General features: G+C 57.3%; 25 protein-coding genes and 2 pseudogenes. 17 read left to right on the top strand and 10 right to left on the bottom strand.

All coding sequences use genetic code 11. From position 1 onward, the window contains the following. Nucleotides 1–85: 85 nt before the first annotated feature. Nucleotides 86–1,771 carry a DNA polymerase/3'-5' exonuclease PolX gene (locus G5V57_RS23390; protein ID WP_165169936.1) on the top strand — a complete coding sequence of 562 codons (1,686 nt, stop codon included), beginning with the start codon at nt 86–88 and terminating at the stop codon, nt 1,769–1,771. Here the strand turns inward: G5V57_RS23390 and G5V57_RS23385 are convergent. After that, on the bottom strand, nt 1,768–2,124 hold the full coding sequence (locus tag G5V57_RS23385; RefSeq protein ID WP_371744597.1) for a septal ring lytic transglycosylase RlpA family protein: 357 nt from the start codon (nt 2,122–2,124) through the stop codon (nt 1,768–1,770). The two genes, G5V57_RS23390 and G5V57_RS23385, sit on opposite strands and share 4 nt — an antisense overlap. 517 nt (nt 2,125–2,641) lie before the next feature. On the opposite strand from G5V57_RS23385, the gene G5V57_RS23380 reads away from it, so the two are divergent. Next, the gene (locus tag G5V57_RS23380; protein ID WP_246737336.1) at nt 2,642–3,451 is read left to right on the top strand and encodes a YihY/virulence factor BrkB family protein; all 810 of its coding nucleotides are present in this window, start codon (nt 2,642–2,644) and stop codon (nt 3,449–3,451) included. 149 nt (nt 3,452–3,600) lie between these two features. On the opposite strand, the gene G5V57_RS23375 is transcribed toward G5V57_RS23380, so the two are convergent. Further along, nucleotides 3,601–4,038: a nuclear transport factor 2 family protein gene (locus tag G5V57_RS23375; RefSeq protein ID WP_165169934.1), complete on the bottom strand. Its 438-nt coding sequence runs from the start codon at nt 4,036–4,038 to the stop codon at nt 3,601–3,603. A 267-nt stretch (nt 4,039–4,305) separates the two neighbouring features. Between G5V57_RS23375 and G5V57_RS23370 the strand changes: the two genes are divergently transcribed. The 6 genes from G5V57_RS23370 (at nt 4,306) to G5V57_RS23345 (ending at nt 9,961) form a co-directional block, all read left to right on the top strand. Beyond that, nucleotides 4,306–4,839, top strand: coding sequence for a group 1 truncated hemoglobin (locus tag G5V57_RS23370; protein ID WP_165169933.1), 534 nt, complete (start codon nt 4,306–4,308; stop codon nt 4,837–4,839). Nucleotides 4,840–6,092: 1,253 nt separating this feature from the next. Then, a complete protein-coding gene (locus G5V57_RS23365; RefSeq protein WP_165169932.1) occupies nt 6,093–6,566 on the top strand; it encodes a DUF6328 family protein in 474 nt (157 codons plus the stop codon). A gap of 143 nt (nt 6,567–6,709) precedes the next feature. Then, entirely contained in the window at nt 6,710–7,462 is a 753-nt protein-coding gene (locus tag G5V57_RS23360; protein WP_165169931.1) for an inorganic diphosphatase, read from the top strand. A 26-nt stretch (nt 7,463–7,488) separates the two neighbouring features. Then, nucleotides 7,489–8,043: a hypothetical protein gene (locus G5V57_RS23355; protein WP_165169930.1), complete on the top strand. Its 555-nt coding sequence runs from the start codon at nt 7,489–7,491 to the stop codon at nt 8,041–8,043. Between the two features lie 311 nt (nt 8,044–8,354). Beyond that, a complete protein-coding gene (locus G5V57_RS23350) occupies nt 8,355–9,245 on the top strand; it encodes a hypothetical protein (RefSeq protein WP_165169929.1) in 891 nt (296 codons plus the stop codon). Between the two features lie 215 nt (nt 9,246–9,460). Then, entirely contained in the window at nt 9,461–9,961 is a 501-nt protein-coding gene (locus tag G5V57_RS23345) for a ferritin-like domain-containing protein (protein ID WP_165169928.1), read from the top strand. Between the two features lie 380 nt (nt 9,962–10,341). On the opposite strand, the gene G5V57_RS23340 is transcribed toward G5V57_RS23345, so the two are convergent. The 4 genes from G5V57_RS23340 to G5V57_RS23325 all read right to left on the bottom strand — a co-directional run bounded on the left by G5V57_RS23340 (nt 10,342) and on the right by G5V57_RS23325 (nt 14,253). After that, nucleotides 10,342–10,584, bottom strand: a complete 243-nt coding sequence (locus G5V57_RS23340; RefSeq protein WP_165169927.1) for a plasmid stabilization protein — start codon at nt 10,582–10,584, stop codon at nt 10,342–10,344. Nucleotides 10,585–10,596: 12 nt separating this feature from the next. After that, nucleotides 10,597–11,583, bottom strand: a complete 987-nt coding sequence (locus G5V57_RS23335; RefSeq protein WP_165169926.1) for an SDR family oxidoreductase — start codon at nt 11,581–11,583, stop codon at nt 10,597–10,599. 79 nt (nt 11,584–11,662) lie between these two features. Next, the gene (locus G5V57_RS23330; RefSeq protein WP_165169925.1) at nt 11,663–11,857 is read right to left on the bottom strand and encodes a hypothetical protein; all 195 of its coding nucleotides are present in this window, start codon (nt 11,855–11,857) and stop codon (nt 11,663–11,665) included. Between the two features lie 689 nt (nt 11,858–12,546). After that, on the bottom strand, nt 12,547–14,253 hold the full coding sequence (locus tag G5V57_RS23325; RefSeq protein WP_165169924.1) for an HAD hydrolase family protein: 1,707 nt from the start codon (nt 14,251–14,253) through the stop codon (nt 12,547–12,549). Between the two features lie 428 nt (nt 14,254–14,681). On the opposite strand from G5V57_RS23325, the gene G5V57_RS23320 reads away from it, so the two are divergent. After that, nucleotides 14,682–15,950, top strand: a complete 1,269-nt coding sequence (locus G5V57_RS23320) for an MFS transporter (protein WP_246737335.1) — start codon at nt 14,682–14,684, stop codon at nt 15,948–15,950. Between the two features lie 79 nt (nt 15,951–16,029). On the opposite strand, the gene G5V57_RS23315 is transcribed toward G5V57_RS23320, so the two are convergent. The 3 genes from G5V57_RS23315 to G5V57_RS23305 all read right to left on the bottom strand — a co-directional run bounded on the left by G5V57_RS23315 (nt 16,030) and on the right by G5V57_RS23305 (nt 18,756). Then, entirely contained in the window at nt 16,030–17,139 is a 1,110-nt protein-coding gene (locus tag G5V57_RS23315; RefSeq protein WP_165169923.1) for a glycosyltransferase family 4 protein, read from the bottom strand. Nucleotides 17,140–17,785: 646 nt separating this feature from the next. Further along, a complete protein-coding gene (locus G5V57_RS23310) occupies nt 17,786–18,199 on the bottom strand; it encodes a hypothetical protein (protein ID WP_165169922.1) in 414 nt (137 codons plus the stop codon). Nucleotides 18,200–18,252: 53 nt separating this feature from the next. Continuing rightward, nucleotides 18,253–18,756, bottom strand: coding sequence for a ferritin-like domain-containing protein (locus G5V57_RS23305; RefSeq protein ID WP_165169921.1), 504 nt, complete (start codon nt 18,754–18,756; stop codon nt 18,253–18,255). Between the two features lie 16 nt (nt 18,757–18,772). Between G5V57_RS23305 and G5V57_RS23300 the strand changes: the two genes are divergently transcribed. Further along, the gene (locus G5V57_RS23300; protein ID WP_165169920.1) at nt 18,773–19,363 is read left to right on the top strand and encodes a low affinity iron permease family protein; all 591 of its coding nucleotides are present in this window, start codon (nt 18,773–18,775) and stop codon (nt 19,361–19,363) included. 366 nt (nt 19,364–19,729) lie between these two features. On the opposite strand, the gene G5V57_RS23295 is transcribed toward G5V57_RS23300, so the two are convergent. Next, nucleotides 19,730–19,921 carry a DUF6496 domain-containing protein gene (locus tag G5V57_RS23295; RefSeq protein WP_165169919.1) on the bottom strand — a complete coding sequence of 64 codons (192 nt, stop codon included), beginning with the start codon at nt 19,919–19,921 and terminating at the stop codon, nt 19,730–19,732. Nucleotides 19,922–20,284: 363 nt separating this feature from the next. Between G5V57_RS23295 and G5V57_RS23290 the strand changes: the two genes are divergently transcribed. From G5V57_RS23290 to G5V57_RS23265, 7 genes and pseudogenes are all read left to right on the top strand, one after another. Further along, nucleotides 20,285–20,722 carry a hypothetical protein gene (locus G5V57_RS23290; protein ID WP_165169918.1) on the top strand — a complete coding sequence of 146 codons (438 nt, stop codon included), beginning with the start codon at nt 20,285–20,287 and terminating at the stop codon, nt 20,720–20,722. A 35-nt stretch (nt 20,723–20,757) separates the two neighbouring features. Next, nucleotides 20,758–21,335, top strand: a pseudogene (locus G5V57_RS35360) (hypothetical protein). Between the two features lie 237 nt (nt 21,336–21,572). Beyond that, nucleotides 21,573–22,314 (top strand): annotated as a pseudogene (locus tag G5V57_RS23285) (IS5 family transposase). A 343-nt stretch (nt 22,315–22,657) separates the two neighbouring features. Continuing rightward, nucleotides 22,658–23,524, top strand: coding sequence for a hypothetical protein (locus G5V57_RS23280; RefSeq protein WP_165169917.1), 867 nt, complete (start codon nt 22,658–22,660; stop codon nt 23,522–23,524). A 96-nt stretch (nt 23,525–23,620) separates the two neighbouring features. Further along, nucleotides 23,621–24,142: a hypothetical protein gene (locus G5V57_RS23275; protein ID WP_165169916.1), complete on the top strand. Its 522-nt coding sequence runs from the start codon at nt 23,621–23,623 to the stop codon at nt 24,140–24,142. After that, a complete protein-coding gene (locus G5V57_RS23270; RefSeq protein ID WP_165169915.1) occupies nt 24,129–24,566 on the top strand; it encodes a phage holin family protein in 438 nt (145 codons plus the stop codon). The genes G5V57_RS23275 and G5V57_RS23270 overlap by 14 nt, the downstream gene beginning before the upstream one ends. Continuing rightward, nucleotides 24,563–25,264, top strand: coding sequence for a hypothetical protein (locus G5V57_RS23265; protein ID WP_165169914.1), 702 nt, complete (start codon nt 24,563–24,565; stop codon nt 25,262–25,264). The genes G5V57_RS23270 and G5V57_RS23265 overlap by 4 nt, the downstream gene beginning before the upstream one ends. Nucleotides 25,265–25,276 lie beyond the last annotated feature (12 nt).

The following is a 25,276-nucleotide window of genomic DNA, read 5'->3' as shown; positions in this document are numbered from 1 at the left end:
CATACATACCCGGCCCACACCATGGCATAGGGCACCGAGTGCGTCTGCGGGAACCGGGGGCAATGCGCACCGTTGGACAAAAACCATGCCGAAAACCGATACTCAGACCGTCGCCAGGCTTCTCAGGGAATACGCGCAGAGAGTATCTTTGGGGGGCGGCAACCCGTACCGGGCTAACGCCTATCTGCGCGCAGCAGACAGCCTTTCGGCTCTTTCCCAACCGCTCGATCGCATCATCGCAGCCGGTAGGCTCACGGAAATACCCGGTGTCGGCGATGCCATTGCAGACTTCGTAACGAAGCTTCACCGGACAGGATCGCATCCGAGCCTTGAGAAGCTTCGAAAGGATGTACCGGCCGACGTTCTCGAGCTTTTTGCGGTCCCCGGCCTTCGTCCTGATAAGATCCTCAAGCTCTATCAGGATCTCGGTATTACCTCGCTTGCCGAGCTTGAGGCTGCGGCAACGGAAGATCGAATCCGCGGGGTCAAGGGTCTAGGAGCCGGGCTTCAAACGAAAATCCTGCAGAATCTCTCCATCGCCCGCGGCGGCGAGACGCAGCTCCATCTGCATAAGGCAGCTGCGTTACTTGAGCATGCGGTGTCTGCCGTGAAGCACGAGCATCCAGAATATTCCCGCATCGAGATCGCTGGCGATTTCCGCAGGGGATGCGAGCTTGTTTCCGATCTCGCGCTGGTCGCGCAGGCTAAAGACGCATCGCCGGACCATGCTGCTTCTGGAAGTCTGAATCTAGTTGTTACCGACAAAAAGCATTTCGGCGCAAAGTTACTCACCGCGACCGGCTCTTCCGCGCATCTTCAACAACTGCAAACATTCGCGCGCGATAAAGGCTATGACCTAACACCGGACGGACTATATCGGGGCAAGAAGCTTGTTGCTTCGGCGACAGAGGAAGATATCTACGAAGCCCTGGCCCTGCCCTTCATTGAACCGGAACTCCGCGAAGGCCGCAACGAGATAGAGAAAGCCGCAAAACACGCTCTGCCACGGCTTGTCCGGGACAAAGATCTGCGCGGCATCCTTCACTGCCACACAACGAGGTCTGACGGCACCGAGACCCTAGAGACAATGGCTGAAACGACGCGGCAGCGCGGCTACCAGTATTTCGGCGTGGCCGATCACTCACAATCGGCGCACTACGCAGGGGGGCTTTCCTTGGACGAGATCGCCGAGCAGCACGGCGAGGCAGACGAGCTGAACAAGCGCTTTGGTAAGTCATTCCGTATACTGAAAGGAATTGAGGCGGACATCTTGGCTGACGGCTCGCTCGATTACCCAAGCCGCATTTTGGATAGTTTCGACTTCGTCGTTGCAAGCGTGCATAGCCGCTTCAAGATACCGAAACAGGAGCAGACGGATCGGATCCTCAAGGCGATTAAGAACCCGCACACGACGATCCTGGGTCATATGACCGGTCGCCAGCTCCTGCGCCGCCCCGGCTATGAGGTCGACATCGACAAGATATTGAAGGCCTGCGGCGAATGCGGCGTTGCCGTCGAAATCAATGCTCATCCGTGGCGGCTCGATCTCGATTGGCGTTGGCACGAAAACGCGCTAGGTTACGGTTGCATCTTCAGTATTAACCCGGATGCCCATTCCATCCGTGAGCTTGATCATATGCATTGGGGCGTCGAAATGGCGCGTAAAGGCGGCATTCCGGCAGACCGGATTCTCAACGCAATGACTTTACCAAGGCTTCTGCGCTATCTCGCCCAAAAGCGATATCGTCGGAACGCCCGTCGTGTAGGTTAGTTGAGTAAAGCGACCTCTACCTTGGCGACGCCTGAATCATGCAGGCCCACGGCTTTCGCCGCAGCATAGGCCAGATCGATGATGCGGCCGCGAACAAACGGACCGCGGTCATTGATACGTACGATCACTGAGCGGCCATTGAGCAGATTGGTGACGCGCACTCGTGTACCGAATTTCAACGAGCGATGCGCCGCTGTATACCCGTTGGGATCGAATGTTTCGCCATTGGCGGTCCGCTTGCCGGACTTGTAATAGGAGGCCATGCCGGTTTGCGCTTCCGCGGCATTCGTCGATAGAATGGAGATCGGCGTTGCAAAGGCACAAATAAGGAGAGCAGCGAGGGTTCGCTTCACGTTTATCCCCTCAATGGTAGAAGTGCCTATTTCGCTAGGGAAACGTATGAGGCGAGAATGTGTTCCGTGGTTATACTGCGTTCGAGGGAGATTTCTAGCTTTTTCCCGCAATGAGATCGGCCGGGATGCGCGCCGTGGCTCATGCAGGCTGGAAGGAGTGGCGTCGTCTCCTACCCTCTGTGAGCTCCACCAGCGCGGAGTCATCCTCCGGGATCCCGGAACAAATCAGAGGGCCGGACACTTAGTTCCCTGCGTAACAAAGGCCTGAGAAATGCGCCGCCGCTCCAGTGCTACTTCCGGTCGCTCAAAGCTCGCTGAGTACTCAATCCGTGCGGTGAGTATAGTGGTTGGCAGCTTCGTTTCTGGAATCGCTAACTTGAAGGCAAGACGAGGTCTTCCCCCCGATTCACCTGCCCAACCACCTGCCGATCGAACGCACGAGCTTCGGTATTCCAGCGGACTGTTGATCAACCCGCGAGCATGGTGGTCCCTCTTGAGGGATGCGGCGTCAGGATGGATGGCGCACAAAGTGTCAACCCTGGGTGCAGCCCTGGCCTACTATTCGCTCTTCTCGATAGGACCATTGATGGTAATTGCGATTGCCGTTGCGGGGCTGGTTTTTGGCGAGGCAGCAGTCCGCGGACAGGTAAGTCAACAGCTGTCAAGCCTTATAGGCGATGAGGGCGCTAAAGGCGTCCAGCAGATGCTGCTGATGGCGGGAAAACCAACCGGAGGAGTTTTCGCCACTATCATAGCGACTGGCGCGTTGATATATGCCGCAATTGGAGTTGTCGTTCAGCTCAAAGACGCCTTGAATACTGTTTGGGGCGTAAAAGCTCCGGCCAGTTCCGGGATTTGGAGTTTTCTTCGGATCTATGGAATATCACTGGCGGGAGTGCTTTCGCTTGGTTTTTTGCTGCTCGTATCGCTGCTCCTCACCACTGCTCTATCGGCTGTTGGCCCCCTGCTCTCTGAATACGTCTCAGAGGTGGCGCTGCAGGTCGCGGGCTTCGCGATATCGTTCACGTTGACGACCGTCCTCTTCGCTATGATGTTCAAATGGCTCCCTGATATCGAAATAGAATGGAGGGTAGTCGTACCGGGAGGCCTTCTCACGGCTGCTCTCTTTGAGATCGGCAAGCTGCTCATTGGACTCTACATCGGTAAACAAGGTCTTGAATCAACGTATGGCGCGGCGGCCTCGTTCGTTGTGGTTCTAATCTGGGTCTATTATTCCGCTCAGCTCGTATTGTTCGGCGCTGAATTTACTCGCGCCTATGCTCAGAAGATGCGACCACGTCGTGTTGGACGGACCGAAACGGCGTGAGCTCTCTCCGGCTGTGCGTGCCAGTCCCGGGCCTAAAAACCTTGTTTGCTAATCAGCGAGGGCGGCTGCTCCACCCGTCAGGTGGACGCAAACGGCGAATGATTTCGACGGTACGTGTCGACGACACGTCACGTGAACGCCACCGCAGTTTATTCCGGCTGAAGATCGAGTAATGCCCTTTCGCTGCCGTCCATCGCAAACGGCACTGAATTGTGCATGTGTGTGATGCGCCACTGACCATCCTCGCGGCGAAAACAGGCCGTCGCTCGGAACCAAAGGTCCACTTCCTGACCATCGATCTTGGTGCCTGTCATATGCTGCAGTCCGTATGCGTAGGCCACGTTACCACTGACGTCGAGCTTAAGGTCGCGGGACTCCGAGTTAATTGGTCCTTTCCATGTTTGAAACCACTCCCCCAATAGCGCGGGGTTGTGAGTGGCGTCTGGCCCCTGCTCAAGCGGCGGAGCCAGGTCGAACGTAATTGCGTCCTCGGCAAGCAGAGCGATGGCACTATCGGCGTCCTTATTGCGAAGGGCGCCAGTAAACTCAGCCAGCAGAGAACGAATTTCGGCTTCATCGTTGTTCATTGGGAATCACCGAAGGAAGTCATCAAGTTGGGAGAAGGTCGAGAAGGGCCCCGGCGGACTATGAAGCTCAACGCGAAAATCATCTACAAGTTCCGGCGAATAAGCCCGCTCTAACCTGCGGCCGAAGGCGGGTTTTCTTTTGCCGGCGTCGGGATAGCAGCATTCTGCTGAGTCCCCGACCGGCCAATGTCACTGGCTGCTGGGAACCAATTTGCTAGCAACTCATCCAATGTCGTTAGGTACCAATCCTTGAGAAGGAGGAACACAATGGCTCCCCTCATTTCCGCTACTATTACAAGGCGCAGCGTTGTAGCGGGCTTGGCGCTGAGTACAGCGCCCATCACCATATTCGCTAACGCGTACGCCGAGACCACATCCGAAAAAAGTCTCTACGAACGACTGGGTGGTGTCTTTGCCATCGCGGCCGTGGTGGACTATTTCAGCGATGCTCTCGTGAAGAATCCCATCGTTGGCCAGAAGTCGAAGAATCCGCAACTGCGGAAATGGCACACAAAGAGCTTAGAGCGGTTACCGGGCCTAAAGTTCATGCGAACGCTCTGGGTCTGCGACGTGTCGGGAGGGCCCTTTAAATTCACGGCCACCAAGCCAGGCAAGACACCGCTGGGTCTTGAAGAGGCGCACCGGGACCTACGGATTTCGCCGGCGGAGTTCGATGAGGTCGCAGCGGAGCTTGGACGAACGCTGGATCACTTCAAGGTCCCCAAGCGGGAGAAGGAAGAGGTCCTCGCAGCTTTCGCGGCTCACAAGGGAGAGGTTACTGCCGGCTATAAACCGGGCTGACATGACCCGTTCCCAGAGCTCTCTTCACATCCTGGGCGCTAATACCCCATGCCGCCAGAGCTTTTACGCGGCGCGCGGAACCATTTGCACCAGCCATTCGGACTGATATTGCCTGGCACGACCTCGCACGAATCTGGAGGCTGGAAATGCCTGCATCCGCCACAACGCTGGCTTCCATTTGGGTGACTCTGGTAGTCCGAAGCAGCCTTGCTCATCCGGTTCAGAGCCTGCGCGGGGACACTGGACCCCGCAATGGTAGCGCCTGTGAGGCATTGCCCCAAAAATTTGCGACGTGATAGCTCGGATTTGTCCTTCATGGGCGTTGCTCCCTTTAAGGCTTCTGGTTGCGCGCGACCCTACTCCCGGTGTGGTGCTCCCGCTTACTCGCACCCCGTGGCTGAAGACTACTTTCCTGCCGAGCCTTTGGAGCCCTCGCGCCTTCCAGAACTACAGTCCGCTGACCACCATTATTCCCGCCTTGCGGAAAGGCTTCGGGCTCACGACAACAGATGCCGGCGGCTGCCAGTGCGACACATGGGAACCTTTCCGCAGCGCCCGCGTTTACGTGATTCCTCGACAACCCCGTCGGGGTGCACTACCCAATCCTAACTCTCAACCCGCCTTGGCGGGTTTTCTTTGCCTGCGGTCGGCGCAGGGATACTACGAAGATGGCCATGATAGCGTGTGACATGGCCTCTAGCCCGTCGGGCCACGGATGGCCTCCCGGTCCGGCGGACGACCTTAAATGCAAAACCCCGCCGCCCTCGCTTCCCCACGAGCGGGCTCACTTGCCGAATCGGCCAAACGCTGAAAATGCATGAGCAGGTTTTTCGGTGCGCCATCTCGCGTCGGAACTTTTTAGGGTGAAGCAAGTTCTTCGCAAAATTGAACCGGCACGAGCTTCACCCGATGCCCTGATGCTATCCTCATCGGAAGGCTGAGGGGAGCAGAAGAGACCGGCGCCGGCCTCCTTCAGGAGCGGTCCGAATGCGGAAAATGGATCCCAGAATTAAGCGACTGGAAAAGCAGATACGGCGCGCGAAAAAGTTCGCGCAACACAATACCGGCCCTGTCGCGGAGCTGTATCTTCTCCATGCCGCCATTTGTGAGGAAAAGTGCGACGCGTTTCGGCAGAAGGTTGATCGACGCCGTGCGGCGGGAACATCCCGGCTTCCGTAAAAGTCCGCCACGCTTGCCATTTAAAGGAAGGACAGAGGCATTCTACTGGACGGTCGCGAGTGGCAATGGCCTTCATGGAGAAGAAATCGAGCATAGAGGCAATTGGGCAGAATGTAATTGAGGAGGCGCGAATGGTGCTTCCCGGCATTCAGGCATTATTCGGATTCCAGCTTATCGCGGTGTTCAATCAACACTTTTCTTCACTACCGATTTTGGAGCAATACCTGCACTACGGCGCCATAGTCCTCATCGCCATGTCCATTGCGATAATTATGACACCGGCCGCATATCACCGCCTTGCCGAGCAAACTACGATTTCCGCGTTTTTTGTATCCTTTGCTTCTTGGCTCATCGCTCTTGCTATGGTCCCCCTGGCAACCGCGATTTCGGTGGAACTCTATATCGTGGGCGTCGCCCTGATTGGTCGCTGTTTTCTCAGCATCAGTATTGCTGTCGGACTTTTTTGCTTATTCGCGACTTTGTGGTTTGCGTTGCCGTTGGTGATCCGCGCTCGTCGTAAGCAATGGCCCTCGAACACTAGAAACTGATTGATTCTGAGAGCCGGGCGGCCTCTTCGCGTTCGAGCGCGAAGACCGCGATAACGCAGAATAGGAGCCTTGAATGTAGGAAAAGGGAACCGGATCACAGCGTTGTAAGTTTTCGCTGTGGGCTCCGACCGCGAGAAACGACAATGGCGCGCAGCAAGCTGCTTTTAGAACTTGAACCCTATGATAAGAAAACAGGAGCATTGCGCGTCGTCATCGAGACGCCAAAGGGCAGCCGCAACAAGTACAATTATGATCCAGACAGCAATACTTTCGAGCTGGCAAAAGTTCTGCCCGAAGGCATGAATTTTCCGTTTGATTTCGGATTCGTGCCTTCGACGCTGGCTGCCGACGGCGATCCGCTCGACGTTCTGGTGCTGACTGATGCGCCTGCCGTGCCCGGCTGTACACTGAAAGCCCGCGCACTGGGGGCCATCGAGGCGCGCCAGAAGGAAAAGGGCAGCGGCTGGATTCGCAATGACAGGTTAATCGCGCTCGCAGAGAATGCCCGCGAGCACAATAGCGCGTGCAGCCTCGATGATCTTGGCCCCCACGTGCTTAAAGACATCAAGGGTTTTTTTGCCAACTACAATCGGCTCTTCGAGAAGAAATTCGAGTGCATCAAGGACGTCGGTCCCAAGGGTGCCGCGCGCCTTATAGAGGACGCGCAAAAGCTTTTCCAAAAAAACACTAGTGTTGTTGCCATGCCCTCGCCCGGGGTTCCCGCTCGGACCAAGACGGCGGCGGCCGGATATTTGCCGATTAGGCGCATAAGCAGGGTCTTTAGGTTGGCTCGGCCGTTTGGCGGCCATGTGCAGCGCATCTTTTCGATTCCTCGCACCGGGCAGGAACATTATTCGAAGCACCGAGTTTGGCCCGCAAGGACGGCTTTTTTCTAAAGGGACAAAACTCATGAGGAACAGACGTGACTATCGTCGCGACTTTGACGAAAGCGAACATCCTCGCGATGCGCGCGGGCGATTCATCGACGACGATGAGGATAACGGCGGTCGCTATCAGGGTGGATATGGTCGCGGCGAATATGGCGGGCGCGCATCGAGCCGCGAGAGCTTCAGTGAATACGGATCTGGTCGATATGGAGGTGGCGGCCGGGAAGGTGGCTATGGCGAGTTCCGCGGCGGTGGCCTTACACGCGGCGGATGACTATGGCGGCTCCGAAGGAGGTTGGGGCTATCCAGAGGAAGGCCAAAGAGGATCATCTTGGCGTGGCCGAGGGATGAGGACCGAAAATTGGGGTGATAACGGTGATGCCGAGGGCGGTTCCTGGGAAAGTCGCCACGAACGAAATGACGATGATTATGACCCAGACTATCGCCACTGGCGGGGCGAGCAGCTTAAGAAACTTGACGCCGATTATGATGAATGGCGCCAGGAGCGTCGCAAGAAATTCTCCGAAGACTTTGACAAGTGGCGGAGCACGCGACCCGCTAAGAGCCAAACGGAACAGACGAAGAAATAGAGTGCCTGTGTGGCCTTAATTCTCAAGGGCCGGATAGCAGGTAGCTCTCGTTTGATCTCCACATGTGAAGCTCGCCACGATGCCGCGCGTCGGATTGTGGCGGGCCTATCCCTCCATAAACATGGTCTTTGGAGACTGCCTTAACGCCAAAATGGAACTCGCACAGACCTTGTGGGTTACACAGTGCTCAGGAATTGTTCCAAGAACTATCGAAGGAGGACTATATGGGACGCGGTATTCTACTTTGGATGTTGGGGGTTCCTATCCCCATCATCCTGCTTCTCCTCCTCTTCTTTCGATAGGAGGACGATATGGCAAGCATTACTCGTGAGGCGTCATTGGTAGGCGAGGCGTCAACGCCCGCGGTCGTGTGGGGACCCATATTTGCCGGCGCATTCGCCGCGGTCGCCGCGACGGCGGTGCTCATGCTTCTTGGCTCGGGGCTGGGCCTTACACTGATCTCTCCCTGGTCGGGTGAAAGTGCAGGCCTGGCGACCGTAGCTACATCGACAGCAATCTGGCTCGTCATTGTTCAATGGCTTTCCTCAGCCCTCGGTGGCTATCTCTCCGGGCGCCTTCGGACCAGATGGGTGGACGTTCATACGGACGAAGTGTTTTTCCGTGATACGGCCCATGGTTTCATGGCATGGGCGGTGGCGACACTAATCATCATCGGGATTGTGGGTATCCATACGACTATGCTTTTCGGGGCGGCGGCCACCGTTGCCGGCGGCGCCGGGAATGCCGCTGGCCAGGCGGCGCAGCCGAACAATCAGAATGATGCGACCGGCTATCTGGTGGACAGCTTGCTGAGGCCCGCCGATCCAGCGCGCTTGGCAACTACGGGGCCGGAAGCCGATCAGGCCGCATCGGCGCAAGCGTCACGCATCCTCGTAATGGGAACCATGCAGGGTGAAGTTGCTCAGGAAGACCGGACTTATTTGTCTAGTCTTGTCGCCGCAAGAACAGGCCTTTCACAGGAGGGTGCGAAAGCGCGGGTCGAGGCCGTCCTCACCAAGGCTAACGAGTTGAAAGCGAAGGCACAGCAGGCTGCAGATGATGCTCGCAAAGTCAGCGCCACGGCTGCCATCCTTGGCGCGCTGTCAATGGCAATCGGGGCATTCATTGCTTCGGTGGCCGGAGCCATGGGCGGAAGACAGCGGGATGACGACGAACTGATGCTGGTGAGCTCCGCTCCTTAGACGGGCGCCCGTGCCTCATTGGGCGCAGAAAACCGCATAGCGGCTTAGAAGACACCAACGAAGGGCCCTGCCCCAACATTATTCAGGGTGTCGACCGGGCGTACCGCACTCTACGAGGCCCACGTAAACAATCTGCGCGGGGCCTTCATATCACGGGAACATTTCGCCCGCTGGGGTAGTTCACCACCTATTCAACCCGAAATAGGATAACTGCCATGGCCATGAACTCACTTGAGGCCCTCTTCGAAGATACACTTCGCGATATGTATTATGCCGAGAAGAAGCTCACCAAAATTCTCCCGAAGATGGCAAAGAAGGCGACCACTGAGGAGTTGGCTGAAGCGTTCACATCGCACGCGGAAGAAACCGCAGGCCAGGTCCAGCGCATCGAGAAGGTTTTCGAACTTCTCGACAAGACACCCCGGGCCAAGAAGTGCGAGGCGCTCGAGGGGCTGTCGGCCGAGGGCGACCATGTTATGGAGGATGCTGAGGACGATGGCGTCATGGACGCCGGCCTAATTGCTACCGCCCAGGCTGTCGAGCACTACGAGATCGCTCGTTATGGCACCCTCATAGCCTGGGCAAACCAACTCGACATGACGGAAGCAGCAGATCTGCTGGCAGAGACCCTTGAAGAGGAAAAGGCCGCCGACGAAAAGCTGAGCGGCCTTGCCGAAACCGTCAATCCGATGGCAGCACACAAGGCAGCCGCCTGAAATTAGGCTTGCTAACGGAACACGCCCGATACTGCTTCGTTATCCCAAGCCATTTGGAGTGAACCCCGAATAACCTAGCTCGCCAGACCGAATGGTCTTGGCGAGTTCTTTTTTGGAGACGTGGAACAGATCTACTGATTTGGACAGGCCGGAACTGAAGTCTTTTGCTTAATTAGTTTCTAGCCGAATGAAAGGAGCGGCAGCCTGCGAAAGACTAGAGTTTGGCTCCCACACACCAACCGTATTCGTTCCCGACCAGCAGAACTATCGCAATGGCCGGGCCCCTCCACGAGGCGCCATGCTTCGCGCGCTCATCGAAGTCGCGCTAAGGTAAGCGACCCTTGATATTGAGCACGACTAGAGAAACGGGGAACCGGGTCCTAGCGGCGAGCCTGCTTCTTTGCGGCAACCTTGTGGCCGCCGCGCCGCGACGCCGACCGGTTTTCCGCTTTGCCGCGCCCGGAGCGACTTTTCTTGCCACCGCCAGACTCTTTATTGACCGTGGCCCATGCGCGCTTCGCCGCCTCCTTTCGCGAGACCCCGCGCTTCTCATACCCTTCCTCAATGTGCTCGGCGCGCCGCTTCTGCTTTCCGGTGTAGCTGGACTTGTCTCCACGTGGCATTTGAGGCCTCCTTCAATATCCTCCGACGATGGGCAACACTTCGCCGGTGATGTAGCTCGAGCAGCATGGCGCGGCGAGGAACACGAAGGCGGGTGCGATCTCTTCTGGTTGTGCCGCGCGTTTCATCGGCGTGTCCGCCCCGAAGTCCTTCACGTCCTTGGCTGGTTTGTCTGCCGGATTGAGCGGTGTCCAGACCGGGCCGGGCGCCACGGCATTCACCCGGATGCCGCGCTCGATGAGGTGCCCGGCGAGGGATCTCGTGAAGGCGTGAATGCCGCCCTTGGTCATAGAATAATCGAGCAGGTGCTTGCTCCCCATGATTCCGGTCACCGAGCCTGTCATGACGATGGAGCCGCCCGGCTTGAGATGCGGCACCGCCGCCCGCGCCATGTAGAAATAACCATAGAGGTTGGTCTTGAGCGTATGATCGAAATGCTCGTCACTCAGGTCTTCGATATCGTATTCATGTTCCTGGAACGCCGCATTGTTCACCAGAATATCGAGCTTTCCGAATGTGCGAATGGTCTCTTCGACCGCTTTGTTGCAGAAGCCCGCCATTCGGACATCGCCCGGCAGTAACAGGCAGCGGCTCCCCTCTCGCTCCACGGCGGCCTTCGTGATCTCGGCGTCGTCATGTTCATTCAGATAGGCGATCGCGATATCGGCGCCTTCGCGGGCATAGAGTACGGCAATGGCTCTCCCTATCCCTGAATCGCCGCCGGTGATGAGTGCCACCATGTCTTTGAGCTTCTCCGAGCCCTGATAGCCCGGAGCCTGAAAGAGAGGCGGATAGGAGAGGTCGTCCTCCACGCCGGGTTTTGTGAGATGCTGCGCCGGAAACGCCTTCGGATAGGCACGTTTACCGGACTGCATCGGCTTGCTGGACGACTTCTTCGGACTCCGCTTGCGGTCTCGACGATCTACCGCGGACTGGATTCGGCGTCCGGCGGCTACGGCCGTCTTGGAACTTGCCTTGCGGGTGGGTCGGCGTGGAGCCATTCGACACCTCGGCACTTCGTCTTGGTTCAGAACTTGGGGACGGGAAGCCCGTCTAGCAGACGGGCTTCCCAGCTACCGCCTATTTTTTAGGACCGCCAGGAGTGCGGTCATCTTCCTCGTCGTCACGACGGCCGGGATTCGGGTTCTGCTGCTGCTGCTGACCCGGGTCCTTCATGCCGCCGCCCTGCTGGTCCTGGCCCGGACGCTGAGACGGGTTGCCCTGCTGCTGCTGTCCCGCCTGGCCATGCTGCTTGTTTTCTTTGTCGCGATTCATGTCTTCACTCCATATGATGGATAAGTGACCAACGGCAACAAAGCGCTCGCTTATTTGTTCCTCTTTGCATCACGAATGCCGCTGGAACTCTCGTGTCCAACAGTTCAAGAGCTCGTCGACGCCGACAAGCTCGACCTGTTGATCAAACAGTGGCAATATTCCTTCGAGAGCGGCCCTCCGCCCTGCATCATACGAGCTCGTACACCTTCACTAACGATCACAACTCGGTAGCCGCCGTCTATGGCCGCAAAGATCGTGGCCAGAGAAACAAGCAAAAAGATTGATAGCGATTGGGAACATCCAGAGCCTCTCGGCATTTTTCGTGTTGCCTGTCACAAGGCACGCCCTAAAAGCCCGTCAGAGACGTGATCTACCTGTTCGTGCATTCTCTGGCGGGCTGATTGTGGCAGGGAGCGCGAGGATGTCGTTCTTCTGCGCCATACATTCGCCTGTGGTTTTGTCCCGCTTCGTCCAATGCCCCTCCCCTTCCACCTTAGTCTTGAGCTGAGAGCGCTTGCGTGGGGCGCCTTTGCGCGAGCCCGCAGGACGCTTGACTATTGTCGGTGTTGCCTTGATCTAGGGGCGCTGAGACCCGAGGACTTTCACAGAGAGTTCCCGCCTTCTAGCGTGAAGTGCTCCCCAACGCTCATTGTAGGACGAACATTGTTGGGCAAAACCTAAGTAGATACTTAGGAAGTCTGAGATGGTGCAGTATAGCGGCGCTCGACTATCGCACGAACGTCTTTGCGAGTTGTTACAGGATCGGCGTCGTCCTGTACCTTCTCCACCTCGTCTGCCAGCTTTTCGTCCTTTATCGACTCGCGAAACCAACGGCTGTAATCCCCACGGTGGAGGTGGTGCAACCAAGTCTTGTCATCAACGCCGTCAGCTATCTGAAGGAAAATCATAAGGTTTTGCGCTCGGAGGTTCAGCTTGCCGCGTGGGCCTCGGAAATAAAAGCTGTTGTCTTCCCCAAGATCCCCTTGGGCATATTTGCGCGTATGTCGTTGATGCTCCTGTTGCGGACGATCGACGCCGATCCATCGAGGTGGTTCACCAGAGGTCCGATCCCAGAACAATACCTCCTCATCTTTACCTGACGACGGAAGTGTGGGTGTCGCTGTTCCGGTTGCAGCACAAAAGCTCAATACGACTTGATTTGCCTTTGGTCCGACGCCGATCACGATTTGCACGGCGGCTAACGCCTTGGGGCGCATCGCTTCCGGGTGCACAGTAACGTAAATTACCGCAGAAAGTGGATCTGGGAGACTGACATCGCTGACTTCCGATTCTGCGGGTAGCATATGGTGGGCCTCGTCAACTACTAGCCAATGCGGCCGAGCAATTTTGCTGCGCATTTGCTGAATCCGCGAGAGGAGTTCAGCAAAGAACTTCGGGCGCTCTTCTAGGGGCAAGCCTAACATATTGACCACCAAAGCCATGTCGACGGGCTTGCGTAGGATGTCAAGAACTTCATCTATAACTGGGGCCCGTTGTGCGTCGCCGAGAACAATCGCCTTCTCTAAATCATCATAGTCTCCCTCTGGGTCGAACACACAGATCTCAAATCCCCGACCTATCAGCTTCTCTATGATGGCTGTAGCGAGGGTCGATTTGCCGATTCCAGAGGCACCTGCGATCAGGACCGCACCGTGCTCGGGTTGCAATACGGCCGCCTCATCTTTGCCAAGTGAAATCTTGTGGCGCTTTGCGGCAAGAGAAGTGAAGACTTGTTCATCGGAGAGCAGCGCATCAATTATTTCAATCACGCCGGCGCCGTGGTCACCACTCGTAACCACGTCAACGACTTCTTTAACTGAATCTATCGCATTAGAAACCGCGGCCGAGCAACCGCTCGCCGTCAGGAAGGCATGATCGTTCTCGGCGTCGCCAATGCCCAGCACGTTGAGCGGAGAGATTTCTAGTACATTGAGCGCTGCGGCCAAACCTGTCGCCTTGTTGACGCCAGGTGGCAGCACCATAACGGCACCCTTGTTGAAGATTATTTGCCATTCCAATCCGAGTTCCCGTATACATTCCAGCACCGTTGTCTCGTTGGGCTCCCAAGTGGCGATGATGCCCCCTCCCACCGACAACGGATGAACGCCACGATTTCTTAGCGCGGCCACAAGTTCCGCCGGAGGCTTAGCAGCTACCAAGCGTTCCTCCTCTCGTTCTGGAAAGTAGAGAAGTGAGCCGTTCTCAGCAACAACGCCGTCGAAAAGGTCGAGGCGCGCGAACACCCGCTTTAGGTGTGGTAATTCCCGACCAGTAACCATCAACAGCTTGCGGCCACTGGCCTTCAACCGTTCGAATGCCGCAATCGTTGGTGGATCAACGCGCCCGTTATGCGCCAAAGTGCCGTCGTAGTCGGTGGCCACCGAAATCAGGTACATCTTCGTCTTCACCCTTAAGACTATGCGTTAACACTTGCCCAGCGTGCTAAGTTCCGTGCAGGCCAATGCTGCATTGAGAATGGCCTGAGGCAACCCGTGTTCCAGATAGTGACCTTCGGGCTGACCCACTACTGGAGACCAACGATGACCAGAACACTAGCGCTTGTCGCGCACGACCGTATAGACTGTCAGACGCGCCGCTTACCCTCGCATTGTCTTACGGGCGCTGCGGGTAACATAGAGCGCCTGGACAGCGTTCTGGCCACCCGCAACCTTCGGGAGATCGCACTTCACCTGCACCTCGCCTGCTGGTCTGGCGAGGGTACTCGTATGTCAGGGGCCGCGTCGACCTTGCGCACATCGTCCACATGCTCGCGCGGCGGAGTGCACGAATTCCGGCTGGAATTAGCATTCTGTGATTATAGGAAATGATGACTTCACTACCTGGCAAAAGGGCGGCGGAAACCACCGCGCCTGCTACTGTAAGTCGGGCCTCTAGCCGAAGTCTTCACGGCCTCGATTGGTTTGCCTTCTTCGTTGCAGATATTCAGACCGGTTGGGGGCCATTTGTCGCGTTATATTTGACATCGGTAGCTTGGACGCAATTAGACATTGGCTTGATCCTTACGATTGGAACGCTCGTGACCTTTGCGTTACAAATTCCCGCTGGTGCCCTCGTCGATCGTGTACCCGCCAAACGTTTTCTGGCAGCGCTCGCGGTTGCAAGTGTCAGTGGCAGTGCTCTCCTGCTCGTGGTGTGGCCGACCTTCAGTGTGGTGGTTGTCGCAAAGGTGCTGCACGCGATTGCAAGCTGTCTGCTTGGACCGACACTGGCCGCAATCAGCCTCGGACTCGTTGGTCACGCCCTCTTGAGTGTGAGGCTTGGACGGAATGCGCGGTTTCTTTCGCTCGGAAACGCGATTGCCGCCGGCGTGATGGGTGCCTTTGGCTATTTCTTCTCGAATAGAGCGATATTCCTTCTCACCGCCGCGCTCTGCGTCCCCACCTTCGTCGCCCTGACGCAAATCCGACCGGAAGACATCGACCTGGACCTTGCGCGCGGAGGGGTTAGGGCAAACGAACGCCGTTCATCGTTGCATACGTTTCATTCGTTGGTACACAACCGCTCGCTCTTGATTTTTGCCAGTGCGGTTCTTCTGTTTCAACTCGCCAATGCCGCCGCCCTACCCACTATGGCGGGTCTGCTCGCGACGCGCTTGCCCGAGACGGCAACCTTGATACTCTCCATTTGTATCTTCGCGCCACAGTTCGTAGTTGTAGCAATTGCACCCTGGGTCGGCCTTCAGGCACAGAGCTGGGGCCGACGTCCGCTTCTCTTGCTTTGCTTCGTCGCACTGTCGATCCGGTGCGTCGTATTCGCGGCAACCAGCGCGCCGTATCTGGTGGTCGCGGTGCAATTGTTGGACGGCATTTCAGCAGCCACTCTCGGCGTGTTGGTCCCGCTGGTCATCGCGGATGTGATGCGTGGGAGCGGTCATTTCAATTTCGCTCAGGGCGTGGTGGGCGCCGCCGTCGGCATCGGCGCTTCGCTTAGTACCACGCTCGCGGGATATGTTGCCGATCGTTTGGGCAGTGCCACGGCTTTTCTTTTCCTTGCCGGCGCCGCCGCCGCCGGGTTCGTGCTTGTTATTGCACTCATGCCGGAGACACGACCCTCTCAGTCGGCAGATCGGTGAAGCGGAGACTCTCATTCCGGTTTGGACCGGGGCGGGTGCCCAGACGGTCTGTAGTTTGCAGCATTTCGGCCTCAACCAGTTACATGGCGCTGATTGGCTGCACGTTTGATGGAGTTTGTCGCGCAGCGAGCGGCGGTCCGTAAATATGCCGGTCAGTGCGGCGTGATTGCATCAACTTTTCATAAAGTCTCACATAACCAGCAGTCATGCGTTCAACGGTGAAGCGTCGATCGAAGCATTGCCGCACTATGCCGCGATCCAACTGATCGATCCTCCTCACCGCGTCGGCCGCGGCGTCGCGGCTGCCCACGATATATCCCGAATGCCCATCTTCAATAATCTCAGGCACTGATCCGAGAGGATATGCAATCACCGGCGTTCCGCATGCCATGGCTTCGATCATGACCAGGCCAAAAGGCTCCGGCCAGTCGATAGGAAAGAGAAGAGCTGACGCATTGCCGAGGAACTCTCCCTTCTCGCGTTCCGAAATCTCTCCAACAAACTCAATGCTCGCATTCTTATCGACCAACGGCTTGACAACGTCACGCCAAAAGTCCGCGTCCACCTTGTCGATCTTTGCAGCGATTTTGAGCGGAAGGCCTGCCGCTAGGGCGATGGCGATCGCATCTGCCGGCCCTTTCTCCGGGGAAATGCGGCCGAGGAAAGCGAGGTAGCCACCTTGCCCTTTGCCATAATGAAGTAAATCCTGCGGCAGACCGTGATAAACGAGAGATGCCTGAGCTTCATCTGGGAGGCTACGACGCTGAGACCGGGAGATGGTGACGAGCTGGGCTTCGTTAAATTCGCGATAGAAGGGAGAAATACCCGGTCCGTCGAGGCGACCGTGTAGTGTGGTAACCGATGGGCAGTTGAGACTTCGTAGGAACGGAAATTGCAGAAGATCCATATGAAAATGGATGACGTCGAAATCCTCGTACCGGTCGCGCAATTTCTCGAGCATCAAAAGATGCTGCAATAATGGATCCTGGCGATCCTCGCTGAGGCGCAAGGCCATTCTGCTCCCCGCTACGAGTGTCGCACTTGTTCGCGAATCGCCGGACGCAAACAGCGTGACCTCGTGGCCTTGCCGAATCAGTTCCTCGGTGAGGTAGAACACGATACGCTCGGTGCCGCCATAGAGCTTGGGCGGTACGCTTTCCATTAAAGGTGCAACTTGCGCAATTTTCACGGTCAATCTCAGCCATAGCTCAGTACGGATCTCCAACGATTAGATCAGCTCGTTGTTCCTATTAAATCAGCACAGGTCTTTGTAATACCGTGGACTTCCCAATAGGGCTGGGATGAGCGAAGATGATGCCCCAAGGCCCGCCAGGCGATCTTCGCTATGGCCAGTCCTGGCGGGTCACTTAATACAATTGGTTCGGATGTTGCTGGACCTTTTGGCCGGCTTGAAATGCCGACGGCCTCAGCTGATGGCCGTGGCTGATTACGACATCCCCTCTGAGGCGTGCCCTTGCCTGAATAGGAACCATCCAAAGCCATCCCATGGCGAGAGCACGGCGCGGCCGGAACCCACTCTGGCCGATCGTGCCGGTGACGTCGACCACGACCAGACCGGCCAGGGTCTGGAGCCCTGGGTCCGGTCCGGCCGATTGTGCCGGTGATCGCTGGCGCGGTCACCGACCCGCTCAAGGCCTGCGTCGGATGCCGGGCGGACTGGACGACGGCGCCCGATATCGCGCCGATGGCCGTGAACGCTTCGGTTAAAGAGGCGACGTCGCCGGCTTTGTTGCACCTAACGAGATCTTCACTTCCTCCATATTTTCACTAGCTTCCTGGTCATCCTCATCTGACTCGCCGGCGGCGACTTCACTCTACGGTTCAACTTCGGCCGCAGACGGCCGATCGCTTAGACGGTCGATCTCGTGCTCGTGCGCCAGTCGCTGTGTTTCTCCAAGCTGAGGCGGTCGCCCGGTACGCGGATCGCGTGTTGCGTCATATGTCTGATTGCGTAGTTCCTTCCCCGCCTCAAGCGCGTCATCGCTTGAATTTTTCTGGCTCTTGAGAATGCGGTCTGGAAGGCGGTCCACATACTCATCCGTCGAGAGTTCCTCGCCGGTGGCGCCTTCGGCCAGAACGCACGTCGCCGCCTCGTCCTTGGCCTTGGAATCGGTTGGGATGGGCGCGGTTGCCTTGGTCGCGGTGAGGCCGGTAACTCCCGCACGCTCACCGCGCCGCGCGGATTCCGCAAACTGCGATAGAGCTTCTGGCCGTTCGTTCTTATTCATTGATCCCTCCTCGGTTAGAAGCAAAAAGCGCCCGCCTAGAAGGCGGGCACATTTTATTCCGCGGCTTCGGCGTGCATGGCTGTTTCGTTGACCGTTTCCGCGATGCCGTTCAGCTTTTCGTCCGCGGCCTTTTCCTCCTCCAAGGTCTGCTCAAGGAGACTGACGGCGTCGCTAAAATTGAGCTGCCCGGCCCAAGCGCTCAACGCTCCGTAGCGGGCGATCTCATAGTGTTCGACGGCCTGGGCGCTGGCGATGAGGCCGGCATCCATTACGCCATCGTCCCCGGCTTCTTCCATGACGTGGTCGCCTTCGGCGGATAGGCCTTCAAGGGCTTCGCACTTCTTGGCGCGAGCGGTCTTTCCGATGATTTCAAAAACCTTCTCGAGGCGTGTGACGTGCTCCTCGGTTTCCTCTGCATGCGACGTAAAGGCGTCGGCCAGCTCGGGCGAACTCGCTTTCTTCGCCATCTTTGGCAAGATTTTGGTGAGTTTCTTTTCCGCGTAATACATGTCCCGAAGGGTGTCTTCAAACAGGGCATCTAGACTGTCCATAGCCATAGGGAGTCCTCCAGTTATGGGGTCGCCGCTGGTGGTGAACTCACTTTCAGGCACGGATGTTCCCGATCAGGCGGCGGGAACTTCTCCGCACCCTGATTATTATGTACCCGCCACCATATTGGAGACTCCCGTGACTAAAGCACACAAACCCACCCGCAGTTTCAGCGACCATTTCGCCACTTTCGCGAGTAAAGTAGCCTGGGCGTCCGGTAGTCCGATCACATCCTGCGTGGCGCTCGTGGCGCTATTGGCCTGGGGAGCCTCTGGGCCCATCTTCCATTACTCCCCGAACTGGCAGCTGGTGATCAACACCGGCACCACCATCGTCACCTTCATGATGGTTTTCGTCATTCAGAACAGCCAGAACCGGGATGGATTGGCCGCACAGATCAAGCTGGATGAGATCATTCGCGCCGTCGGCGGCGCCAAGAACTCAATGATCGACCTTGAATGCCTATCGGACGACGAACTGGCGGAGCTGCGGGCCAAATTCTCTGAGATGGCCGACGAAGCGCGAAAGGACGAGCATAAGGTCGAGAGTGCCGAAGGTCGCAAGAACACCCCGCGGTCGTCAAATGGGAAGACGCGTTCCCGCGCCCGCAATTAATCAGGAACCCGATACCCGCGATAAGGTTCGCGGGAACTTGGAACCTTTCAGCTCCTGGGCGATTTTGCTCATGCTCGAAGCACGGCCCGTCAGGCCAAGGCTTTCCTCCCTGGTCCTCGGAAGCAAACCTGGCGGGCCATCCATTGTACTCCCTTCGGCCGGCTCTGAGTGATGGTGTGAGTGATGGTGACGTAATGCATGGACGGCAAGCCACCTGAATCCGCCGGAGCTTTTTGAAGTAATGCGCGCCTCTTTCTCAAGGAGCGGGTTTACCTCATTCCTTCGGAAGCAGATCCCGCCGAATAATGGGCCTCTCGTATGCGGGCAACCGTGATAGCAGACGCCGAAGGTCTACTTGCGAGAGGTCTACTTTTTTGAGCGTTTCTTGGGGGCGACCTTCTTCCCTTTCTGGCGCGCTTCCGACAGCCCGATGGCAATGGCCTGCTTTCGGCTCTTTACTGTCTTACCGCTTCGGCCACTCTTTAGCGTGCCCTCCTTGCGCTTATGCATCGCTCGTTTCACGTCCTTGGAGGCGCTCTTCGAAGTCTTGCGTGCCATGTCTCACCTGATCGGAAGTTGACGGTGATCTGGCAACGCTAATTTGCACCGTTCGGTTCCTGTCTGGAAACACCAGCCCATTGAGCATCGCACTTCGAGCAGCGATGCAGCTCTGGCCGCGCCCCCTCCGATAGTGGTGAGGGCTCGGGCGACCGCGCCCTTCTTCATCTGCGCCCAGTGAGAACCGGTGTTCGATTTCTTCGATCCGCGCCTGCGCTGAAAACCAAGTTGGCGAGCTTGCGAGTGACGATCCGCGGGCGCCGTCGGAAAGGAACCTATCGTCATCTTCGACGTTGGCCTTCCGCCGTTGCAATAGCCCGGCATTAAACACAAGTGTGAGTTTGCTCAGTGAACAGAACCCTGATGTCCCTGCTGGCGGGACTTTTCCTATCGGCTCCTGCGGCATTAGCGGCGACCGATGCGGAATGCGAAGCAATGTGGAAACAGGCCGATGCAAATCATGATGGGGTGTTGAGTGGAGGAGAAGCAATTCGCTACGCCGCATCGTTGCGAGTTAGTGGAAAAGAAGTTCCCAGTGATGGAACAATTGCCAAAGCCGCGTTTCTAGAGCACTGCAAGGCTGACACATTTGTGACCGCCAAGGTGGATCTTGGCGCTCCATTGGAAGGAGCGAACAGCTTCACTGAAGGGCAGGCACAAGACCGTGTGCTTGCAGCTGGATATGCCGACGTCTCGACGTTGACGAAAGACGACAAGGGTATATGGCGGGGTACGGCAACCAAAGACGGTACCACCGTAAAGGTTGCCGTGGATTACAAAGGAAACGTGGTTTCTAATTAGCGTGGCGCCCCCCGCTTTCGAAAGGAATGTGAAAAATGCAAACCGTAACGAAAGTGTATGATAATCATGAACGTGCTCGCCGAGCAGTGAGCGAGCTCGAGGCGGCTGGGATACCGACCAAAGACATCAGTGTACTCGCCAATCGTCATGTAAGTGCCAAGTATGCTGAAGTCGATGAAATTTCGAATACCGGAGCTGGCGCGGGCCTGGGAGCGGCTGTCGGTGGTGGCGCGGGTCTTCTTGCCGGGCTAGGGCTGCTAGCTATTCCAGGTATAGGCCCCATAGTTGCCGCTGGTTGGTTAGCTTCGACAGCGGCAGGCGCTCTCGCGGGTGGTGCAGCGGGCGGTATTATAGGCGCCCTTGTCGACGCAGGAGTTCCCGAGAAGCATGCCCATGTCTATTCGGAAGCGATTCGGCGCGGCGGAACCTTGCTTTCAATAAAACGGACGAGGCTATAGCCGGCAAGGTCCGCTCAATTCTTGATAAACACCAACCACTCGATCCGATCCGTATCGGAGATGAGTATAGAAAGGCGGGATGGAAGTCTTACGACCCCGACGCTCCGCCCTACGAACTAACCGATGCGGAGATGGAGCGCATTAGGCGTCTGTGAGGACCATTCATAACAGCAATAAGCCCCGGCAGAAATGCCGGGGCCGGTTTCATGCTGCTCTGTCGGCAGCATCTCACCGGATTGCGGAGTAAACAACGGTTTTGGCCTCTTCGTAAAAATGGCTCGTGTTGTGGGCTCGCGGTGTTTGGGCGCGGACTAGAGTCTGTCTTCAGTTGAGGGATTCCCAAATCAGCGATTGAGTGATTCATGGGAGGTCGGCTTTTGGAGGGCCGACCGATGCGACGCTATGCATTACGTGACGATCAGTGGGATCGGATCAAGGATTCTCTGCCCGGCCGTGAAGGCCATGTCGGCGGTACAGCTGCCGATAATCGATTGTTTGTTGATGCGGTGCTGTATCGCTACCGAGCGGGGATTCCCTGGCGCGATCTGCCGGAGCGTTTCGGAGACTGGAATATCGTCTATCAACGCTTCAGTCGGTGGTCAAAAAGTGGCGTTTTCGAGCGTATTTTCAAGCTATTAGCGAGCGATCACGACAACGAGTACATGATGATCGACGCCACCATCGTGCGGGCTCATCAACATAGTGCAGGAGCGCGCAAAAAAACGGCGAGCAAGCGATCGGCCGCTCGCGTGGCGGACTGAGCACCAAAATCCACGCGCTCGTCGATGCCTTGGGCAATCCCGTGGAGGTGATGCTTTCGCCAGGACAAACCAACGACATCATTTGTGCCCAGCCTTTGCTCGAGAACTCCGATCCCGCCGCCCTCATCGCCGACAAGGCCTATGATGTCGACGCCTTCCTCGCAACCCTCGCCGACAAGCAAATCACCCCAGTCATTCCCTCTCATCCCCGCCGTAAGATCCCATTGCCTTGCGATTTCGCCCTCTACTGCTCGTCGAGCGCTTCTTCAACAAACTCAAGCACTTTCGAGCTATCGCAACCCGCTACGATAAGCTCGCCAGAAACTTTCTAGCCGGCGTCCACTTGGCTTCGGCTTTCATCTTGCTCAACTGAAGACAGGCTCTAGTGAGTGTCGTACTCGCCGTAGCGCTATTCTGCCTTTTTGGAGGGTTATGGTTCGGCCTGCCTCTAGCAATGCGCCACCCGAACTAGAGGAATCGGCGACTCGTAGTTGTTAGTTGCCTGACCACCTACAGTGGCAACCCAAAGGCACGCCACGTCACAGATCCGGGCGGGCTCCGTGGAGTGAAATGACCAAAAACCGTGAACGCTGGGGGATCGAATAGTCGACTCAGGAGCCGGGTGCCATTTTCGATCATTGGTCCACCCGCAGAACCTGAAGGGAACCATTTGCGCCCTGCGGGAGTTCGCTTTGCACCTCCTTTGGAGACATATTATGCCCGACGGCTCTAACTCCATCCATGATTTGCGAGCGATGTCCGAACTACGCAGAGCGGAACTTAAGGAGACACTCAGCGAGCTCACCCAGACCCTGTCGGATACTACCGACGAGATTAAAACGACACTCTCACCGCGCCATCTGAAAGATGAGGCGACCGCCTATGCCAGACGAAAAAGTTCGAAGGCGGTCGAGGCGGTCAAGGAGAATATTGCCACTCACCCGCTTCAGGCATTAGCAATCGGCGCCATCGCGAGCTATCCGTTTCTTGGTCTCGTCAGAAAAGTTCCTTTTTCCATGGTCTTGATCGGCGCCGGTCTGCTGCTTTCTCGAACCAGCGCCACCCCAGTCGCCAATGAGTCTCAGCACCCAGTAGAAAGGCCTGACGGGGGTCCCCCCGACGGTGGGGAAGGACTTGGTGAGGCTATTCACACCGCGTTTCAAGGAACGCGCAGATCAGCCGTGAACGCCGGTAACATAGCTAAAGAAGCATTTTCCGCTGGCGCGGCTTCGGCGGTCTCGAGCGCCAAAGCTACAGCAGCGGATGTTACCGCTCAGGCGGCTAAAGCGAGCTCGGAAACGCGGGATGCGCTCGCAAGGCTGGTTGATCGCAACCCCCTTCTTGTTGCGGGAGTGGCAATGGCTGTAGGTGGCTTCATCGCGGCCTCAGTGCCGGCGTCGCGGATAGAAGAAGACGTGCTCAACAACACCGGCAGGGCGTTGAAGGGTGCAGGCCGGAAAGCCGCCGCCGAAGTCGTCAAGGGAGCCAAGGCCCAGGCAGCTGAAATCGCCGACGATATATCTGCCGCCGCCGCGACGAAGGCCTCACCCCTGCAGCTCTCGATGAGGCAGTTAGCAGTGTAACCGAGAAATTCGCATCCGTTGTCCATAGGGCGGTCGGCGCAGCGATCGGGACTGAACCGGCCAACGGCGACCCTGAAGACAGCGATGGAGGCCATAATGCAAGATCGTGACGAGTTCGAAAGAAGCGATGGTTCGTCGCAAAGCCTGGACGAGCAGGCTCGATCACTTGGACGGGATGCAAAGGCTGCAAGCTCGCAAGCACGTGAGAAAGTGACCAGCACTGTGAAGGAGCAGGCCGCCAAAATCGGCGACAAAGCCAAGAGTGTCGCGACAGATACCGGAATGAAGATCGAGAACTTAATCGACGAACAGCGCGCTTCGGGGGCGAGCTATTTGCAGAATGTCGCCGATCTCGTACATCAGGCGGCCGACGTTTTTGACAAGGAGATACCTCAGGCCTCCCGGTATATTCATCAGGCCGCACAGCAGATCGATACGGTCGCTGAAACCGTACGAACACGAAGGATGCGAGAGGTTGCACATGATGTGCAGGATTTAGCTCGCCGGCAGCCAGCCCTCTTCTTCGGCGGTGCGCTGCTTCTCGGGTTTGCGGCTGTGAGAGTCTTCAAGGCCGGTCCCTCGCAATCGAGCCAGGAGAACGAATATGGGGGCCAGTGAAAGATTAAAAGGAAAAGGCCTAACAATGTCTCTAGTTGAGCGCTCCAGGTCCCTCTCCAAGTTGCTCGGCGACGGCGTAGAACAGTTGGGCGAGATGTTTCAGGTCGAACTGCAGCTGGCGCAGGCCGAATTGTCCGAAAAGGTCGCGAATGTCGGCTGGGGCGCAGCCTATCTCGCCGCCGCCACCCTGTTCGCCGTACCGGTACTCACCCTGCTCCTTGCCGCGCTGGCGCTTTGGATAAGTGACTTAAGTGGAATTTCCCTTCCTCTGTCGCTTGTAACCGCGGCGGTGATCGGCGCCGCCCTTGGCGCAATCTGCGGCGTGACGGCAATGAAATATCTTCGGGCGAAGAACCTTCGGCCGGACATCACGCTGGAACAAATCCGCCGCGATATCGCCGCGGCCAAGGACATCGTAAAATGAGATCGGAACATTTTCTCGACAACGTGAATGACGCGGTACGCGACAATCCAGTTGCGGCAGGATTGATCGGATTGGGCTTGGCCTGGATGCTTTTCAGCAAGTCCCGTGCAGTCGTTGGGACGACGTCAAGAGCCGCGCGCGCGAGCAGAGACACGCTGGACACAGCCGTCGATGTCGCAACCGGGGCGATCGGATCCACGGTGGTCGGGGCTGTCGATCAAATACGCAAGGCTACTGCGGGAGTAAGCGATGCGGTATCGGACGGCATGAAGGCTGCGGCCTCCAAAGTCGGCGTCGATATGGAGGGATCTGAGACGGCGACGACGAAGCCGGACAAACGGAACGCGGATAGCGGCAACCACTCGCTGCCTTTTCGAAGCGGGCTGGCGGACTTGCTGGATCGTCAGCCACTGGCTTTGGCAGCGGTTGGCGTCGCAGTGGGGGCGGTTATTGCCTCCGCCTTCCCGTCAACAGGCACCGAAGAGCGCCTGATGGGAACGGCGGGCGAAAAGCTGAGGGAAACAGTCAAAGGCGCGGCGGAAGCCGCTGGCGATAGGGTGACCACGGCGATCGCTGAGGCCACAGATGAAGCCGTTGCTCAAGACTTGACCCCCGACGCCTTTAAAAAAGGGGCCAGGGGCAGCGCTGCAAAGCTGAAGAGGGTGGCGGAGGCAGGTCTCAAAGGAGTGGTGAGATAGTGCTGGCCGAGC

It is taken from the genome of Nordella sp. HKS 07, assembly GCF_011046735.1.
Lineage (GTDB): Bacteria > Pseudomonadota > Alphaproteobacteria > Rhizobiales > Aestuariivirgaceae > Taklimakanibacter.
This window is presented reverse-complemented; position numbering and strand designations above follow the sequence as displayed.